This window comes from Microbulbifer maximicatervae (SeqCode), from assembly GCF_052467615.1.
The window spans coordinates 3,188,181-3,206,180 of the sequence record NZ_CP174319.1 but is presented as its reverse complement, the minus strand read 5'-3'; the positions used below and the strand labels follow the sequence as shown (position 1 = coordinate 3,206,180).

Here is an 18,000-nt window from a genome sequence, read left to right as displayed (position 1 = left end):
CCAGTTGCGACAAATTACTATTTGCCTGGTTTTAGAATGGGGAGTTTACTGCCGAATTCAAGGTTTTGGATGGATAGAGTTATCCGGAAGCGAAGCTTGATAAATGGGGGATGCCTGCCAACACTTAGAGCGTCTGGGTGATTTTCCTGTCACTGTGGAGAAGCTTATGCGTTCGCTATTGGCCTTTCTTGTCTTGATGTTTGGAGTCTGTACCCAGGTGCTGGCCCAGTCCGGTGAAACCCCGTTAAAAGTGGCGATCGCCGGGGATGCTCCGCCCTATGTGATTGATGGTGCGACCACTGGTTTGGAAATAGATATCGTTCGGCAAGCTCTCCCTGGCTATAAGTTGGAGTTCGTACAGATGGGGTTTGCGGAGACGGCCCCAGCACTTGAGCAGGGTATGGTTCAGGCAGCGGTGAATGTACTCAAGAAGAATGATGGCCTATTTTACTCGAACAATATGATCAGCTTTGCCAACTATGCCATTGCCAAAGCCAGTGCAGAAATGAAGATTGGCAGTATTGCAGATCTCGCGGGTAAGAAAGTGATCACTTGGCAGGGAGCTCCCATGGATCTTGGGCCCGAATTTGAAAAAATGTTTGGGCCCAATGGCACCCAGAAACAGAATGTTATGCAGGCGCCAACAGCTCGTGACTTGGTTGCCCAATTCTGGAAAATGCCAGATGCGGTCGCCGTGGTGGATATGGAGCTATTTAAGTACTACAGCAATAAAATGGGTCATACCATGGCTCAGGTTGACCTATTCCAGATATTCCCGATGATGACAGACTTTCGAGTTGGTTTCCGCGATGAAAAAGTGCGAGATGACTTTAATCGCGGGCTGGCAGAGCTGTGCAGCAGTGGCCGCTACAAAGCCCTATTGCAGAAATACGATGTGGTGCAAAAGCAGGATATTTGTAAGTAGATAGCCTGAAATTGCGGAACAATTAATCGAGAAAGAAGGGACCTGGATCTTGTGATTTAGGCCTTTCTTGATTGGTGTGGTGGGGCGGGTTCGGACCTACTGCATCTAGTTCGTTGTCGGCAAATAGAAACTTGCTGCTTAATGAATTCTTACGGGGTTATCGATAAATCTTATCGGTCTTAGGTCCCAGTTTCTGAGTGCTCATAACCTCTGGCCAGTTTGATAAAAGCGCTCAGGTATTCAACTTCGCTATCGTCTTCACGAGTTCCTAAGAAAATCTGTTTGGCAATACCTTGTCGCCCGAGGCGCACCACCGATAGTGCCAGCTTGGTAGAGTACTCCTCTGCAAGCCAGCGAGGCAGGGCTGCGACCCCGCGGCCGCTGGCCACCATTTGAAGCATGATATCGGTAGTTTCACTGGTCTTGTGGCGCAGTGGAACCACGCCCGCAGGGTTGAGAAACTGGGTATAGATATCCAGGCGGTCCGGTGGCACGGGGTAAGTTAACAGCACCTGATCCCGTAGGTCTTCTGCTGTCAGGTACTTTCGCTTTGCCATTGGGTGATCTCGAGGGACGACCAGCACCTGCTCGTAGTCAAATACGGGATCGAAGCGCAGTCCGGCTTTATAGAAAGGGTCAGGGGTAACTAGCAGGTCGATTTCGTAACCCAGTAAAGCGCCGAGACCTCCAAACTGAAATTTCTGCTTAACATCCACATCCACGTCCGGCCAATCTTCCAGAAATGGCGACACTACTTTCAGTAACCACTGATAGCAGGGGTGGCATTCCATACCGATACGCAGGGTACCGCGCTCACCTTGAGCCATTTGCTTTAGCTTGCTCTCAGCATGTTCCAGTTGTGGCAGGACACGGTTGGCCAATCCAAGTAGATACTCACCAGCCTGGGTCAAGCGCAAGCTGCGGCCCTCACGCAACCAGATAGGGGCCCCGAGGTTCTGTTCCAGTTTGCGTACCGTGTGGCTCAGCGCCGACTGGGTTAGGCAGAGGTGCTTGGCCGCTGCGGTTAGCGAACCGTGATGGTCTACGGCCTGGATTATTGTTAAGTGCGTGCGCTCTAGCATAGCTTTACCCGAGCAAACCATGAGTAAAATTAATGGATAGTTGAAAATATACCATTTTTGTTCATTTATAAAGAGCCTTATCCTGACTGGCAATGTCAATCACCAAGCAAAGAACTCAGTTTTTGCCTTAGGAATCAGGATACCAGGCCGCAATGAATAAAGAGTTTGCATTCACCATCAAGAACTTACGCTTTGATGAAAACTATCGTCCAGCGGATAGCACGCGGATCACCACCAATTTTGCGAACTTGGCGAGAGGGGAGAGCCGTCGGGATAACTTGCTCAACACCTTGAGAATGATTGATCGTCGTTTCAATGCCTTGGCGCATTGGGACAACCCTAGTGCAGATCGTTACTCTGTAGAGCTGGATATTATTTCCGTTGATATTGATATTGAAGGCAACGGAGTAGCCTTTCCTACCATTGAAGTATTGAAGACGAATATTGTTGATCATAAAAACAATCAACGGATTGAGGGCATAGTAGGAAACAACTTTTCTTCATATGTGCGGGATTATGATTTTAGCGTGTTGTTGTTGGAGCATAACAAGAAGCAAGACAAGTTTAGCCTTCCTGAGGGCTATGGTGATCTTCACGGGAAAATTTTTCAATCGTTCCTGAATTCAAATGCCTACAAGGATAATTTCAGCAAGCCCCCTGTTATTTGTCTGAGTGTATCAAGCAGTAAAACTTATCATCGAACTGAAAACCGGCACCCCGTGCTGGGTGTTGAGTATCGGCAGGACGAATACTCTTTAACTGATGAGTATTTCGAGAAAATGGGTTTGCAGGTTCGCTATTTTATGCCGCCGGATAGTGTTGCCCCTTTGGCTTTTTACTTCCAAGGTGATTTGCTTGGTGATTATACGAATCTTGAGCTTATTGGCACTATCAGCACGATGGAGACCTTTCAAAAGATATATCGACCTGAAATATACAATGCAAATTCTGTAGCGGGGACCTGCTATCAGCCCAGCTTGAAGCACCAGGATTATTCACTGACTAAAATTGTTTATGACCGGGAAGAGCGTAGCCAGCTGGCTATAAAGCAAGGGAAGTTTACTGAAGAACAATTTATCAAGCCATACAGAAGTATCCTTGATCAGTGGGCCGCTAATTACGCGCTTTAATTAACAAATATAGATAAGATTATTTTTCATGAATCGCCTATTGCCAACTTCAAGCGCTGGAAGCTTGCCCAAACCATCCTGGCTCGCAGAGTCTGAGAAACTTTGGTCTCCCTGGAAATTACAGGGCGATCAATTACATGAGGGTAAGCAGGATGCCTTGCGCCTGACCTTACAAGAGCAACAACAAGCCGGTATCGATATCGTTAGTGACGGGGAGCAAACCCGCCAGCATTTTGTGACCACATTTATCGAGCACCTCAACGGTGTTGACTTCGAGAAGCGGGAAACCGTTAAAATCCGCAATCGCTATGAAGCGAGTGTACCGACAGTTGTTGGCGAAGTATCTCGTCAACAACCAGTGTTTGTTCAAGATGCCAAGTTTCTACGCAAGCAAACCAGTCAAGCTATCAAGTGGGCATTACCTGGCCCCATGACAATGATTGATACTCTCTACGATAGCCACTACAAAAGCCGCGAAAAGCTCGCCTGGGAATTTGCCAAAATTCTCAATCAGGAAGCGCGTGAGTTAGAGGCTGCTGGTGTTGATATTATTCAATTTGATGAGCCCGCATTTAATGTGTTTTTTGATGAGGTGAATGACTGGGGGATTGCCACTTTAGAAAAAGCCATTGAGGGGCTGAAATGCCAAACTGCCGTACATATTTGCTACGGCTACGGCATCAAAGCCAATACAGACTGGAAGAAAACTCTGGGGTCAGAGTGGAGGCAATATGAAGAAGCGTTTCCAAAACTGCAAAAATCCAATATCGATCTGATTTCGCTCGAGTGCCACAACTCCCATGTCCCAATGGATCTCCTTGAGCTTATTCGTGGTAAAAAAGTGATGGTGGGCGCTATTGATGTGGCAAGCAACACGATTGAAACACCGGAGGAAGTCGCCGATACCTTGCGAAAAGCACTCAAGTATGTGGATGCTAAGGATCTCTATCCCTGTACGAACTGTGGTATGGCGCCTCTATCCCGTAAGGTTGCGAACGGTAAGCTCAATGCGTTAAGTGCAGGTGCAGAAATTGTCCGAAGAGAGCTCTCGGTTTAGCTGTCCCCAATATTCAGGTGCTCCCATGTCACTTTCCAGTACAGCCATAGAACCGTTGCGCTTTCGCGAAGCACTGGGGCATTACGCTTCCGGTATTACGGTGATCGCATCGCACTGTGAGGGTGAACCGATAGGCTTCACTTGCCAGTCGTTTTATAGCGTATCGACGAGCCCGCCACTAGTGTCATTCAGCGTTATGTCGAGCTCGTACAGCTACCCCAAAATTCGCCAGGCAGGCCGATTTTCGGTCAATATCCTGTCGGATGATCAGGTCAAGATTTCCAACCAATTTGCTCGTCAAGGCGCGGACAAATGGAGCGAGGTCGAATGGCAGGAATCGCCGCTGGGGAATCCCATTATCGCCGGCAGCCTACACTGGCTTGATTGCGAAATTCATGCTGAACACGCCGCCGGAGATCACCTGATTGTGATTGGTGAGGTGAAGGCGTTAAACCTACAAAAAGCTGCTGCCAGGCAGCCACTTCTGTATTTCAAAGGCCAATATCGCAACCTTACTGCGGTGGCCCCAGCCGGGTAATACATGTGAGCAACGGGTTGCGAACTTGCAGCCCCATCGCCTGCTTCCAGAAGGAACCCGTATCAATCAATTCGAGGAATTTATGGAATTTCTACTCTACCTGTTGCTGGGAGCTGTGGCTGGGGTGCTGGCCGGCTTGTTTGGTGTCGGTGGTGGCATCATCATCGTACCTGTGCTGGTATTCAGTTTTACTGCCCAGGGTATCGATCCGCATGTGCTGACCCACTTGGCGGTGGGCACTTCGCTAGCGACTATTGTCTTTACTTCGATTAACTCGGTTCTGGAGCATCAGCGCAAAGGTGCGGTGCTATGGCCAACTTTTGCCTGGATGAGCCTGGGTATTCTTCTCGGTGCAAGTCTCGGCTCCTTCACAGCGGCAGCTATCCAGGGGCCGATGCTGCAAAAGATTATCGGTGTATTTGCTATCACCATTGCCATTCAAATGGGACTGGAGCTTAAGCCCAAGGCCAGTCGCGCTGTTCCCGGCAAGCTGGGGCTGACAGCGGCCGGCGGGGTGACAGGCTGGGCCTCTGCCATCTTTGGTATCGGCGGTGGCACACTGACGGTTCCCTTTCTGACCTGGCGCAGCGTGCCGATGCAGCAAGCAGTGGCAACTTCCTCAGCCTGTGGTTTGCCGATTGCTGCCGTTGGCGCTCTGAGCTTTATGGTTATTGGTTGGCAGCAACCTGAACTGCCGCAGTGGAGTTTTGGTTTTATCTACCTGCCAGCCATGGTCGGTATCGCCATCACCAGCATGTTCTTCGCCCGTTTTGGGGCGCGTCTGGCCCACAAGTTATCTCCACGATTGCTAAAGCGCTTATTTGCTCTGCTATTACTCTGCGTGGGTGGGAGTTTTCTTCTCTGAGGTATTAATGAATTGCAGTCTATCGATTGCTATCTCGGCGTAGGCGCGGCTGCAAAGGTGGAAGGGGGCTTCAATCCTCTTCCGGGTGCGATCGGGCCCAAGTTAGGAGTATTAACTCCTAACTTTCTTTTGTGTGTCGAAATATCTAGTCGAGCACAGGACCCTAGTGAGATGAAAATGGATTAACGTATCTGGAGGTTGCACAGTTGGTGCAATTGCTCCCGCTGATTGATGTGCGTATATCTATCCGCTGTATGGAATGAATGAAAGAGATTACTTCTAACCCTGTTGGGTCATTCAAGCTGCTTGTGATTGCTTAAAGTGAATAGGGATTGCTGGGGTGGGCGAGGCCGCGAAGAGTAAATTGTGTAAAGAGCAGTTTGGCATTAGCTGCTCTACAACAAAAAAGGGCTTACGTCGTGAGACGTAAGCCCTTTTCTTTGTATGGCGCGCTCGGGAGGATTCGAACCTCCGACCGCCTGGTTCGTAGCCAGGTACTCTATCCAGCTGAGCTACGAGCGCGTCGTTATGGGTGCGAACTATAGAGAGTTGATTCGTTGCCGTCAACCTCTTTTTGGAAAAAATCCTTAAAAATCCGCAACTTATCGAGTTTCTGGGCCCCTCTGGGAGCGGTCGACCAGTCTCGACAGGGCGCGAATTCTGCCGTGCCTTCCCTCAATTTGCAAGCCTTACTTTGAAAAATACTGCCTTGAGTGCCGGGTGCGCCAGTTATCCGGGGGCGAGGCATTAAATTCCTCGGTGTGATTGGCGGCGAACTATACTCATTACTCTACCGGGATTCCGATGATTCGCACCTTTTCCATTGCCCATTGCCAGGTCCGGCCTATCTTCCGGCGGCAGGCTTCTCCAGAGATATAGTGAGAATATATGGCGGACGAGCAGGACCAAGAGCGAAAGCTGCCGCAGGGGGAGTCTCCTTCACCGCCATCGGGAAAGCCGGTTCCGCAAGGGCCGCTGAATTGGCTTCAGTACTTCCTGTGGATTTTCCTTTTAATACTGACTGTACAGTACTGCACTAACGGACAGCTTTCTGGCAAGCGGACTGAGTTAGCTTACAGTGACTTTAAGAAAGAGGTCGCCGAAGGCAAAGTTGCCAGCGTGGTTATCGAGGGGGATAGAGTCAGCGGCACTTTTAAGCCGGAGGCGGGCAAGCTGCTGGCGTCAAACACTGGCGAGAAAGAAAAAAAGGCTCCACAGCCTGAGCACTTCACAACCATTCTACCTTCCGTTCAAGATCCCGAACTGCTCCCCCTTCTGGAAAAGGAGAAGGTGGAAATCCTGGCAGAGTCCCCGGGAGGGGGCTTTATGCAGCGAATGTTGATACTGCTTCTGCCCTGGATACTGATTATTGGGCTCCTGGTTTGGATGGGGCGGCGAATGCAGGAAAAGATGGCCAGTGGAGCTCCCGGCAGTCCCTTCGGTTTTGCTCGATCACCAGCAAAGCGGTTTGAGCGCAGTGAGTCTCAAGTGACTTTCGATGATGTGGCCGGGTTGGCAAATGCGAAGAAGGACCTGCAAGAAGTGGCGGGGTACCTCAAGAACCCGGAGCACTATCGCAAGCTCGGAGCGAAGATACCCCGGGGCATTTTGCTAATGGGGCCTCCCGGTACGGGCAAAACCCTGATGGCGAAAGCGCTGGCTGGTGAGAGTGAAGCGCCATTTTTCAGTATTAGTGGCTCTGAGTTTATTGAGATGTTTGTAGGGGTGGGTGCTTCCCGTGTGCGGGATATGTTTGCAGAAGCCAAGAAAGATGCCCCTTCAATTATCTTTATCGATGAGATTGACTCCGTCGGCCGGGCGCGGGGAACGGGTGTTGGTGGCGGACACGATGAGCGGGAGCAGACGCTCAATCAGATCCTTGGGGAGATGGATGGCTTTGATCCCCAGGAAGCGGTGGTGGTGGTTGCGGCAACCAACAGGCCCGACGTTCTCGATGCGGCACTGCTAAGACCGGGGCGCTTTGACCGAAAAATTACTCTGGACCTTCCAGATAAGGCCGCACGCAAGGAAATTCTTGAGATTCATTCCCGCGATGTCCCATTGCACGGCAAGGTGGATCTGGAGCGGCTCGCGGCTCTTACTGCAGGTTTTGCCGGCGCGGATCTGGAAAACCTGATTAATGAGGCCGCACTGTTGGCAGGGAGAGAAGATAAGTCTGCGGTGGATATGGATTGTTTATTGAGGGCGAGGGATAAAGTGGTTCTCGGTGGCGAGCGCGAAATGGTTATCAGTGAGGAGGACAAGCGGATTATCGCATACCACGAAGCGGGACACGCGTTGGTAGCAACGCTATTGCCCAATGCAGATCCTTTGGAGAAGGCGACTATTATCCCCAGGGGGCACAGTCTCGGCGCTACCGAGCAGATTCCCACCGAAGAGCATCACAGTATGCAGGTCAGTTATCTCCGCGATCGTATCGGCGTAATGCTTGGGGGGAGGGTCGCTGAGCGGGTGGTGTTCAAGGAGGTGAGCACTGGTGCCGAGGCAGATTTAAAGCAGGCGACGCGACTGGCCCGTCACATGGTGACGCACTGGGGGATGAGTGAAAAATTAGGTCCTGTTGCTTTCCGCCGGGGAGAGGAACATATATTCCTGGGGCGCGAGATGGCCCAGCAGAAGGACTTCAGCGAACACACCTCAGAGATTATTGATGACGAAATTATTGCTTTGATCAGCGGTATTGAGATGAAAGTAGATCAGTTGCTGACAAAAAATCGCAAGAAATTAGATGCATTGGCTGGGGCTCTTTTGGAAAAAGAAACCCTCGATGCAGCGGAAATAAATGAAATACTTTCCCATGTGGCTGCGGGTGGTGATGACACTTCTATTGCGCCGAAATAGCTCCTGGCTTTAATGGAAATTTATTTTCCAGGTAGACCCACTGGTCAAATTTAATGTATTTAAATGTACCAGGTTAATTGAGTTTATTAGTTTTGAATTGCCGGTAACCTGAAATATCGAAGGGCACTTTCAGGCTAATCTAAAAGAGCTGAGAGCGCATCAATTTAAAATAGACAAAAAGTTTTGTGTTTTTTGGGTGGTTTAGATACATATTGTCATTGGCTTTTTTGAAAATAATCAATTTTCTAAGTAAAAGGGCAACTTAAGGTATCGCCCTTAAACAGTGCATAATTTTATTTTTTCCATTCCCTTTAATTTTTTTCTTCAAGTTGAAAGAACTTTCCAGACTAATTGAGTTATTTTTACAGACATTTACGTTAAATAGACTTCCACACACGGTTGTGAGCCTGTAACCTGTCCATGTCACAGATTCACTACGAAATCTGTGCCTCTTTATCAGCGCGGTCTTGAATCGGAGCTTCACTTAGTCGGAGCCTCTTTATAGAGGTAGAGCGGTGGAGCCAGGCAGTACCGATTGCGATAAGTCCGTTGTTGTACATAAAAAAAATAAAACAATGGAGAGAAAACATGGGAAGTCCGTCAAAACCCAAGCAGCACTCTGCTCTGCTTTCCGCCTGTTCCGTAGCAACTCTTTGGTTAGCCAGTGGTATTAGCCCCAGTTATGCCGCAGAGGGAGCAGTCGGCACCCTTATGGAAGAAGTGCAGGTAACAGCCCGTAAGCGTGCAGACGCAGAATTACTTCAGGATGTTCCGGTAGCGGCAACCGCCTATTCCGGTGACCAACTGGAGGCTCTGCAAACTAGGGATTTACAAAGCCTTTCTTTCAAAATGCCCAACGTCCAGCTGGAGGATGTGGGTACCGTAAAAAATACGGCAAACTTCACTGTGCGCGGTCTTGGAGTGAATAGCTCTATTCCATCAATTGATCCCACAGTAGGGGTCTTTGTCGATGGTATGTACCTCGGTGTGAATGCGGGTGTTGTTACCGATGTGTTTGACCTGGAGGGTATCGAAGTTCTCCGTGGTCCGCAGGGCCTGCTCTTTGGTCGTAATGTTACCGGTGGTGCTGTCGTAGTTAAAACAGCGCGCCCAACTGATGAATTCTCTGCTCGCGTCAAGGTGTCCACAACGGATAATCTGGATGTGGTGACTGCGGGTTCAATTAATGGTGCCATCTCTGACGATGTTAACGGCCGTCTGACCGTTTACTACAACGATGACCGTGGCTGGTTCGAAAATGTTGCCACCGGCAATGATAATGCCGGTGCCTCTGACAGCTGGTTTATTCGCCCAAGCTTTAGTGTTCAACTCAATGAAACGGCAGAACTGCTTGTGCGGATGGAGCACGGCCGCATGGATTCCGATGGGGTGGTTGCGCAAAATCGGGGTTATGCAAGTTATGAGATACCACTAGGAGATGGGAGCTATCAGTTCCCCAGCGCAACCCAGATTGCTGAGGCATACGGTATTCCTGATTGGGACAATAGTGAAGATTCTTTTGAAGTAGCCCAGGACGAAGAGGGTTATCAAAAAGACGAGTGGTCCCAGATCATTACTGAGTTCAATAAAGACGTTGAATTCGGTGATGGCACCATCACAAATATCCTGGCTTGGCGTGAATATGAGGCGCGGGGTTTGGGGGATATTGATTCCCTGCCTTTTGTCGGTTTCCATGCGGACTCAAGCGTAGATCAGAGCCAGTTGAGTAACGAGTTGCGCTATGCCGGCCGTTTCGGTCGCACGGCCATCACTGCCGGTGTCTATTGGTTCTCTCAGGATGTGACCTACCTGGAAAATCGTTTGCTGGCCGATGGTGAGGGCGGCATTATCGATTGGACCGGTGGTGGTGTGCAGGATCACAGCACTTATGGATTATTTACCCAGGCTGATATCGACCTGAACGAGGCCTGGGTGTTGACCCTGGGTGGACGCTACTCGAGTGAGGAAAAAGACGCAAAGATTGCCTCTATCCCGCTGAACTACTGCACCCTAAGTGGTTGCTCTAACTACGATCTTGATGATAGTGAAAGTTGGAGTGCGTTCACTCCCAAACTGGGCCTGCAGTGGACGGTTTCCGATGAAACTCAGCTCTACACTTTCTGGACCAAAGGCTTCCGCAGTGGTGGCTACAACTTCCGCAATACAAGTTGGAACTTCAAGCCCGAGGCAACAGATCAGGAAGAGCAGAGCAGCTTCGAAATTGGTGCCAAGGTAGACTGGCTTGATGGCCGACTGCGCACCAATATGGCGGTGTTCCACAATAGTATTGACAATATGCAGCGGGAGGAGAATTTCTCCTCCCCTGAGGCTGGGGTGGTACAGGTTATCCGCAACACCGCAGATGCGACAATTCGTGGTGCTGAATTGGAGACCATGGCTGCGCTCAGTGAAAACCTGCTGCTTACCTTCAACGTGGGCTATGTAGATGGCGATTACGATAAGGTACTCGGTGACCTGAATGGTGACGGCTTTGTGGATGATGAAGACCTGGGTCTTGAGATCCCACGCCTGGCGCCATGGACTTATGGTATAGGGTTAGTGCACGATTTGTCTCTAGGTTCCTACGGAACAATCACCTCCCGCATTAACTACAATCATCGCGATGAAGCACCTTATACGGATGATAACAAGGGTATGCTGTCTGAAGTAGAAATGGTGGACTTTAGTATCGGTTATACTGCGGATAGCGGCCAATATACAGTTTCTGTATTCGGTAAAAATATGCTTGATGAAGTTACTGAGGGTAATGATACGCAGCTACCAGTTAACCTTGGTGGTATCGGTGCCAGCTTTACCCCGCTAAATAAAGGTCGTGTTATGGGGGTTGAGTTTATTTACGAACTCTAATCTCGGCTGAGAATTTGCTGCTTAGAGAAAGTTATTTTTAAGCCAGCAGACTTCGAAACGGCCAGTTCCTTTTCACAATTAAAAGTTGTGATGGAGCTGGCCGTTTTTTTTGGGTTGCGTGTTGAATAAAAACTGCTTGATGATTTTTGATACTCTTGTTTTGTTAGCGTGGCAATAAAAGTGAACCTATAAAGGGGAAAAATATGCGGTTTATTGATCTGCCTACATTTGGTGGGCCTGAAGTCATGCAATTGCAGGAGATGGATAAGCCTGCTCCAGGTGCAGACGAAGTCCTTATCCGTGTAGCCGCAGCTGGGGTTAATCGCCCTGATCTTGTGCAGCGCCAAGGGCATTATCCGGCACCTCCTGGAGCATCGCCGGTATTGGGATTGGAAGTGGCTGGTGAGGTTGTTGAAGTCGGGGAAAAAGTTGTGCGCTGGCAGGTGGGGGATAAAGTTTGTGCCCTGACCAATGGTGGAGGCTACGCAGAGTTTGCAGTAGCTCCAGAGGGACAATGCCTCCCGGTCCCCGCAGGCCTTAGTCTTATTGAGGCAGCTGCATTGCCGGAAACTTTTTTCACCGTATGGACTAATGTATTTGACCGCGCCGGTTTAAAACCGGGCGAGGTGATTTTAATCCATGGTGGTTCCTCTGGCATTGGTACCACGGCGATCCAGCTGGCCCATCAATTGGGAGCCCGGGTTTTCACTACTGCGGGAACAGAAGACAAATGCGCAGCCTGTGTGGCTTTGGGAGCGGAGAAGGCGATTAACTATCGGGATGAAGATTTTGTCTCCGTTGTGCGCGAGATGACAGATGATCACGGAGCTGATGTTATCTTAGATATGGTGGGCGGTAGCTATATCAATAGCAATATTCGTGTGGCCGCTAACGACGGCAGAATCGTGAATATTGCCTACCTGGCTGGCGCTAAAGTAGAAGTAAATATGATGCCGGTGATGTTGAAACGGCTTACATTGACCGGCTCAACTTTGAGGGCACGCTCGCCAGAAGTGAAAGCCGGTATTGCGAAATCGCTGGAACAGAAGGTTTGGCCGCTGATTGAAGCGGGTAAAGTGCGGCCGCAACTAGCCGCTGAATTTCCGCTGCAGCAGGCGGTTCAGGCCCATAAATTACTGGAGTCCGGCACTATCACCGGGAAAATCGTTTTAACCTTGTGAGGGCTTGTGGTTGCCTAGGGCGAGGAGTAAGTGGGTATCCGCTGAATAACGCCCTCAGGCACATCCCCGGGTTCACAATAGATTTTGCCGGGCAAGCGTTGCAGAGGTGGGCGGACTGTCACATCATCGCTCATCATTTCCACATAGGCTTTGTAGAGATTGCTGATATTGCGTACATACTGCACGGGCTCGGAGCCTCTCACATAGCCGTATCTCGCCCGTTTAAAGTACTGGGGCTGGGCCAGTTTCAGCATGGCGACTTCCACATTGTCAAACCACACATTGGGATCCAGTCCCAATTCTTTAGCCAGCCGTTGGGCATCGAGTAAGTGGCCGTATCCGGCATTGTAGGAAGCGAGAGTAAACCAGAGTTTATTTACGGTTGGCAAAGCGGGATTAAAGCGATCGCGCACCCAATCCATATATTTTACCCCCGCTTTAATACCTCTTTCAGGTTCGAACAGCGGAGGAGGAAATCCCATTTCCTCGGCTGTGGCAGGCATTACTTGCATCAACCCCTGCGCGCCAACTGGAGATACGGCTTTAGGGTTGAAATTGCTTTCCTGCCACATCTGCGCGACGATCATGCGCCAATCAAAATCGTATTTAAAGGCAGATTCCTTCACCAGCTCATCGTAAGGAGAGAGGTTTTCTCCCGGTATTACCCGGGAACTTACTCGCTGGGTAAATCGTTTGTTCGGCTCAAAATAAGCCTGGTATTGTTTTTGATATTGGCTCGTTTTTCTGTAATTTTTCAAAAACTTATTCAAGTTCTGTAACAGGTGCCAATTTTGTCTTAATACCATCCAGCCCTGTGGACGCGGGTCACCGATAAGGGTTCCGAGTACCAGTTGTGGCTGAACGGATGCCTCAATCTTGGCTCGACCGGAGTGGGATATAGTCGCATCTACCAGCCCGTCGGCGATTAGTGAGAAGATTTGTGACTGGGAAATATCTGGCGGCGCCACACGAATATCGACATCAATACCTGCTTCTTTCAGTGTTTCAGCGGTTTCAATAAATGACGAGTAGGCGCGCAGGGTTAACTTGCGACCATTCAGATCCTGAATCTGGGTGATGGGAGGGCTGCCTTTACCACTGACAATCTGGTCTGTGGATTCGACATAGGGCTTGGTGAATACCATGCCCTGGTCTTCACGGGCACTGGTAATATTGAGTTCAGCCCCGGCAAAGTCACCGCGACCCGCCCTCAGCCAGTCGGCAAGGTCTTCTTCGTAGGGGACAACAATAACCTGGAGTTGGAGTTTGTGCTTATTGGCAAAAGCCTGGGCCAGGTCGTAGTCAAACCCCATTAATACCCCTTTCCATAAGAAATAGGTTGTCGGCCCGTTATAAGTGAGTAGCCTGATTACTCCCGATTTTTTAATACCCTTCCAATCGGTAATGCGTTCTTCCTGGGATTTAACCAGGTTGCGGGTCAAAAAATTATCGAGAGTGGTATGCAGGCGTTTGGAGTCTTTGCGTACGCCCCAGGCAATATTTTGTACTTCAGATACATCTGCACCAATCCGCATGTCATCGCGGTAATTGCGCAAATCCTGGGCTGAAAAATCTTCCAAAATAGCAACACGGTTCTTTTGGCCATTAATGATATCCAACAGCGTATCTCGGTTACCATTGATATCAATTTCTCGAATAGTTAGGTTTGAGTTTGGATTTTCGGCAACAAGTTGCTCTGCAGTTTCTTTAATAGAGGAGCCGGCGGGGATAATAAATTCCAGGTCCTTTAATTTGCTCGCATCTGAAATATCTGGACCTTCTGGGCCAGTGACGAGTACTAACCGCGAATGGCGAAGAGGAACCGTGAAGTCAATAATTTCTTCACGGGCGTCAGTGACAGTCAGGTTATAGGCGATTACATCTGCCTGGCCATCGATCAGCATTTGCACCGCATCATCGGGCGTTTCAGCTTTTATCCACTTGGGTTCCAGCTTTAACTGTTTGGCCAGTTTGTTGGCAAGTTCGAAGTGACGGAGACTCACCACATCGTCACGAGGTAGCAGGTCCTCGGAAGCACCAGTTAAATTAACAAACCGAATTGTGCCGTGTTTTCTTATGTCCCTAAGGTCACCGGTTTCGATGTAGTTGACTTGCTGTTCTTTAGCGGGGGTTATTTCAGGCAGTTGCCCTGATCGCTTGTCGGCATCCTGCGCTTCGGCAGCTGACATGGTGACTGATTCGGCTACTCCAGAATCACGCTCTGGTTCCGTGCAGGCTGCAAGGGCAAGCAGTAGTACTGAAAGTAGTATCAAGGTCCACTGGTTGAGGTGGATAGCAGTAGATTCACTATCCATATATTGCTCCGAAGGCACTCTACCTCAACCATTATAGTGTCGCTTGATTTGCGCTCTTTAATTGTTAAAGAAATCAGTTTTCGATGGTTTTAACTTTTGCAGTGAAGTTCCCTTTGGCCAGCTTAATATGGACTTGCTGGTCGGTATCCAATTCTGCACTATCGCGAATTGCGCGATTTTCTGAATCCAGAACAATGGCGTAGCCTCGCTGCAATACTGCCAGGGGACTGATATTTTGGAGTAATTGGGCCCCGTGGGAGAGTTTGTCACTGCCGCGCTGCAATATCAGTTGCATCGCACGCTCCAGGTTTCCCTTGAGTTGGATTAACTGCTTTCGACTGTTGTCGAGTCGGCGTGTCGGTAGGTTGTGGGCAAAAGCTCTGGAGGCGGAATCCAATTGGGATTTGCGACTTTGGATTTTCTGTTGGCAAGCTGCTACCAGGCGCATCTCCAAATGATCCAGCCGTTGGGCCTGGTTGAGGAGCTGCTCCTTGGGGTGGCGCAAACGGTTGCGTCGCAATTGAACCTGTTGAGATAAATGCTTCAGTTGGTTGACCATGGCGCGGTTCAATCTGCGCTGGATGTGCTCAAGCCGTTGTAAAATTTCTGCAGCATTGGCGCTGGCTATTTCCGCCGCGGCAGAGGGGGTGGGCGCGCGCAGGTCTGCGGCTAAATCTGCAATAGTCGTATCGGTTTCGTGGCCGACTGCAGAAATAGTGGGAATAGGGCTTGCGGCGAGTGCGCGGGCGACAATTTCTTCATTAAAAGACCACAGGTCTTCCAGGGAACCTCCGCCGCGACCGACAATTAATAAATCGTGGCGACCACTGTGGCCCGCTTTCTCAATCGCCGCCGCGATTTGCTGAGCGGCACCCTGACCTTGAACGGCTACGGGCCAGATTTCAATTTGTGCAGAAGGGTGTCTCCTGCCCAATACGTGAATCATATCCCGTATTGCCGCGCCTGTCGGCGAAGTGACAATGCCGATATTGGTTGGCAAAAACGGAAGAGAGCGTTTTCTGCTTGTGTCGAACAGGCCCTCGGCATTCAGTTTTGCTTTGAGCTGTTCCAGCTGGCGCATCAGGGCGCCAAAGCCGGCCTCCTCCATATGCTCAACGATTAGCTGAAATTCTCCGCGTCCTTCGTACAGGCTCACCCTGGCCCTGATTAAAACCTCGCGACCATTTTGCGGCCGAAAGGCAATACTGCGATTGCGACCGCGAAACATGGCGCAGCGCACCTGGGCCCGCGCATCTTTAAGGCTAAAATACCAGTGCCCGGAGCTGGGCATGGAAAAATTGGAAATCTCCCCACTGATCCATAGAAGGGGCACACTGCTTTCCAGAAGATGTTTAACTTCCCGATTCAGGTCACTTACCGACAGCACGCTGCGCTTGGCATTTTGACTAGGGGGAATTGTCTGCATCGGTGAATCTCGTCGGGCGTATTGGGCGGAGCAATATTGCAGTATCGCCCTTATAGGTAAAGAGCTTTACTGTACAAATCCGTTTTTCTGCAAATTGATGTTTGCGCTTTGGGCGCGTAGAGGTATAATCGCGCCGATACCCAATCCCGCCTATTCGAGGTTTGAGTGTCAACAATGTCTGAATCCAATCTGCGCATCGCGCGCGAAGCCCTCACTTTTGACGACGTCCTACTTGTGCCCGGATATTCCGAGGTCACGGCCAAGGATGTGAGTTTAAAAACCCAACTCTCCCGCAACATTACCCTGAACATCCCCATTGTGTCCGCTGCTATGGATACGGTGACGGAAGCTCGCCTGGCCATTGCGTTGGCCCAGGAAGGGGGTATCGGCATTATTCACAAGAGTATGTCGATAGAAGAGCAAGCTCTTGCCGTTCGCGCGGTGAAGAAGTTTGAAGCCGGTGTTGTAAAAGACCCCATTACTATTGAGTCCGATGCCACTGTGCGCGAGTTGATCGCGCTGACCAGTCACCACAATATTTCCGGTGTGCCGGTAATGGATCGTGGCGATTTGGTAGGTATCGTTACCAGCCGCGACGTTCGCTTCTTAACTGATCTCGACGTCAGTGTCGCCAGCATCATGACGCCGAAAGAGCGTTTGGTGACGGCCCACGAAGATGCGAGCCCCGACGAAGTACGCGAACTGCTGCATAAGCACCGTATCGAAAAGGTACTGGTGGTTAACGACAACTTTGAGTTGCGCGGCCTGATCACGGTTAAAGACTTTAACAAAGCAGAGCAGTACCCGAACTCCTGTAAGGATTCCGACGGTCGCCTGCGCGTGGGCGCGTCTGTGGGTACCAGCCCGGATACCGATGATCGCGTAGCTGCATTGGTAGAAGCCGGCGTTGATGTGCTGGTAGTAGATACCGCCCACGGCCACTCCCGCAACGTGATTGAGCGCGTGCGCCGCATTAAGGAAATGCACCCCCAGGTGGACGTGATCGGTGGCAACATCGCTACGGCTGACGCAGCGCGTGCACTGGTTGAGGCCGGTGCGGATGCGGTTAAAGTGGGTATCGGCCCCGGTTCTATCTGTACCACCCGTATTGTAACGGGTATCGGTGTACCCCAGGTGACGGCAATTGCAGAGGTTGCCACGGCCCTTAAAGAATTCGGTGTGCCCATGATTGCCGACGGTGGTATCCGTTACTCCGGCGATATCTCCAAGGCAATTGTTGCCGGCGCCTCATCAGTCATGATGGGTTCCATGTTCGCTGGTACCGAAGAGGCGCCGGGCGAAGTTGAGCTCTATCAGGGCCGTACTTACAAGTCCTATCGTGGGATGGGTTCTCTCGGTGCTATGTCCCGCACCCAGGGTTCTTCCGATCGCTATTTCCAGGATGCGAGCAAGGGCGCTGAAAAACTGGTACCGGAAGGCATCGAAGGTCGAGTGCCTTATAAAGGCCCGCTGTCAGCCATTGTTCACCAGATGATGGGTGGTTTGCGTTCAGCCATGGGTTACACCGGCAGCGTCGATATCGAGACCATGCGTACTCGTCCTGAGTTTGTGCGGGTCACGGCAGCCGGTATGGGTGAGTCCCATGTCCACGACGTTCAAATTACCAAAGAAGCCCCCAACTACCCGGTGGGCCGACGCTAAGCCTTCGACCTTCTCCAGGTGAAAAAATTTAGACGGAACAAGCAGCAAACGGACCTTTAAGGTCCGTTTGCCGTTATTTAATCCAGTTA

Annotated in this window: 12 protein-coding genes and 1 tRNA gene; 9 read left to right on the top strand and 4 right to left on the bottom strand. The window is 50.3% G+C overall.

The window, feature by feature from the left end:
• Positions 1-166 precede the first annotated feature (166 nt).
• Complete coding sequence (locus ACJJIM_RS14160) at positions 167-925, top strand: substrate-binding periplasmic protein (protein ID WP_444911284.1); 759 nt, start codon at positions 167-169, stop codon at positions 923-925.
• Positions 926-1,104: 179 nt separating this feature from the next.
• Here ACJJIM_RS14160 and ACJJIM_RS14155 read toward each other — a convergent pair whose 3' ends face one another.
• Positions 1,105-2,007 carry a LysR family transcriptional regulator gene (locus tag ACJJIM_RS14155; RefSeq protein ID WP_108734058.1) on the bottom strand — a complete coding sequence of 301 codons (903 nt, stop codon included), beginning with the start codon at positions 2,005-2,007 and terminating at the stop codon, positions 1,105-1,107.
• Between the two features lie 152 nt (positions 2,008-2,159).
• Between ACJJIM_RS14155 and ACJJIM_RS14150 the strand changes: the two genes are divergently transcribed.
• The 4 genes from ACJJIM_RS14150 to ACJJIM_RS14135 are packed head-to-tail and all read left to right on the top strand — an operon-like array spanning position 2,160 to position 5,597.
• Positions 2,160-3,137: a DUF1852 domain-containing protein gene (locus tag ACJJIM_RS14150; RefSeq protein ID WP_444911283.1), complete on the top strand. Its 978-nt coding sequence runs from the start codon at positions 2,160-2,162 to the stop codon at positions 3,135-3,137.
• Positions 3,138-3,165: 28 nt separating this feature from the next.
• Positions 3,166-4,194: a methionine synthase gene (locus ACJJIM_RS14145; RefSeq protein WP_444893153.1), complete on the top strand. Its 1,029-nt coding sequence runs from the start codon at positions 3,166-3,168 to the stop codon at positions 4,192-4,194.
• Positions 4,195-4,219: 25 nt separating this feature from the next.
• Positions 4,220-4,732, top strand: coding sequence for a flavin reductase family protein (locus ACJJIM_RS14140; protein WP_444911282.1), 513 nt, complete (start codon positions 4,220-4,222; stop codon positions 4,730-4,732).
• 25 nt (positions 4,733-4,757) lie between these two features.
• The gene (locus ACJJIM_RS14135) at positions 4,758-5,597 is read left to right on the top strand and encodes a sulfite exporter TauE/SafE family protein (RefSeq protein WP_444911281.1); all 840 of its coding nucleotides are present in this window, start codon (positions 4,758-4,760) and stop codon (positions 5,595-5,597) included.
• A gap of 445 nt (positions 5,598-6,042) precedes the next feature.
• Here ACJJIM_RS14135 and ACJJIM_RS14130 read toward each other — a convergent pair.
• Positions 6,043-6,119, bottom strand: a tRNA-Arg gene (locus tag ACJJIM_RS14130).
• Between the two features lie 366 nt (positions 6,120-6,485).
• On the opposite strand from ACJJIM_RS14130, the gene ftsH reads away from it, so the two are divergent.
• From ftsH to ACJJIM_RS14115, 3 genes are all read left to right on the top strand, one after another.
• Positions 6,486-8,459, top strand: coding sequence for an ATP-dependent zinc metalloprotease FtsH (gene ftsH, locus ACJJIM_RS14125; RefSeq protein WP_444911280.1), 1,974 nt, complete (start codon positions 6,486-6,488; stop codon positions 8,457-8,459).
• A gap of 588 nt (positions 8,460-9,047) precedes the next feature.
• Positions 9,048-11,327: a TonB-dependent receptor gene (locus tag ACJJIM_RS14120; protein WP_444911279.1), complete on the top strand. Its 2,280-nt coding sequence runs from the start codon at positions 9,048-9,050 to the stop codon at positions 11,325-11,327.
• A 203-nt stretch (positions 11,328-11,530) separates the two neighbouring features.
• Positions 11,531-12,508 (top strand): NAD(P)H-quinone oxidoreductase, encoded by a 978-nt coding sequence (locus ACJJIM_RS14115; RefSeq protein WP_444911278.1) that lies wholly within the window; start codon positions 11,531-11,533, stop codon positions 12,506-12,508.
• A 14-nt stretch (positions 12,509-12,522) separates the two neighbouring features.
• On the opposite strand, the gene ACJJIM_RS14110 is transcribed toward ACJJIM_RS14115, so the two are convergent.
• Both ACJJIM_RS14110 and xseA read right to left on the bottom strand, forming a co-directional pair.
• Entirely contained in the window at positions 12,523-14,823 is a 2,301-nt protein-coding gene (locus tag ACJJIM_RS14110; RefSeq protein WP_444911277.1) for a transporter substrate-binding domain-containing protein, read from the bottom strand.
• 73 nt (positions 14,824-14,896) lie between these two features.
• Positions 14,897-16,249 carry an exodeoxyribonuclease VII large subunit gene (gene xseA, locus ACJJIM_RS14105; protein WP_444911276.1) on the bottom strand — a complete coding sequence of 451 codons (1,353 nt, stop codon included), beginning with the start codon at positions 16,247-16,249 and terminating at the stop codon, positions 14,897-14,899.
• Positions 16,250-16,423: 174 nt separating this feature from the next.
• Here xseA and guaB point away from each other — a divergent pair, with 174 nt between their 5' ends.
• Positions 16,424-17,911 carry an IMP dehydrogenase gene (guaB, locus tag ACJJIM_RS14100; RefSeq protein WP_282933710.1) on the top strand — a complete coding sequence of 496 codons (1,488 nt, stop codon included), beginning with the start codon at positions 16,424-16,426 and terminating at the stop codon, positions 17,909-17,911.
• Positions 17,912-18,000 lie beyond the last annotated feature (89 nt).

Coding starts and splice junctions, on each gene's coding strand:
- ACJJIM_RS14155 (WP_108734058.1), bottom strand. CDS start 2,007: ATGCTAGAGCGCACGCACTTAACAATAATCCAGGCCGTAGACCATCAC.
- ACJJIM_RS14110 (WP_444911277.1), bottom strand. CDS start 14,823: ATGGATAGTGAATCTACTGCTATCCACCTCAACCAGTGGACCTTGATA.
- ACJJIM_RS14140 (WP_444911282.1), top strand. CDS start 4,220: ATGTCACTTTCCAGTACAGCCATAGAACCGTTGCGCTTTCGCGAAGCA.
- ACJJIM_RS14120 (WP_444911279.1), top strand. CDS start 9,048: ATGGGAAGTCCGTCAAAACCCAAGCAGCACTCTGCTCTGCTTTCCGCC.
- ftsH (WP_444911280.1), top strand. CDS start 6,486: ATGGCGGACGAGCAGGACCAAGAGCGAAAGCTGCCGCAGGGGGAGTCT.
- ACJJIM_RS14160 (WP_444911284.1), top strand. CDS start 167: ATGCGTTCGCTATTGGCCTTTCTTGTCTTGATGTTTGGAGTCTGTACC.
- guaB (WP_282933710.1), top strand. CDS start 16,424: ATGTCTGAATCCAATCTGCGCATCGCGCGCGAAGCCCTCACTTTTGAC.
- ACJJIM_RS14115 (WP_444911278.1), top strand. CDS start 11,531: ATGCGGTTTATTGATCTGCCTACATTTGGTGGGCCTGAAGTCATGCAA.
- xseA (WP_444911276.1), bottom strand. CDS start 16,249: ATGCAGACAATTCCCCCTAGTCAAAATGCCAAGCGCAGCGTGCTGTCG.
- ACJJIM_RS14150 (WP_444911283.1), top strand. CDS start 2,160: ATGAATAAAGAGTTTGCATTCACCATCAAGAACTTACGCTTTGATGAA.
- ACJJIM_RS14145 (WP_444893153.1), top strand. CDS start 3,166: ATGAATCGCCTATTGCCAACTTCAAGCGCTGGAAGCTTGCCCAAACCA.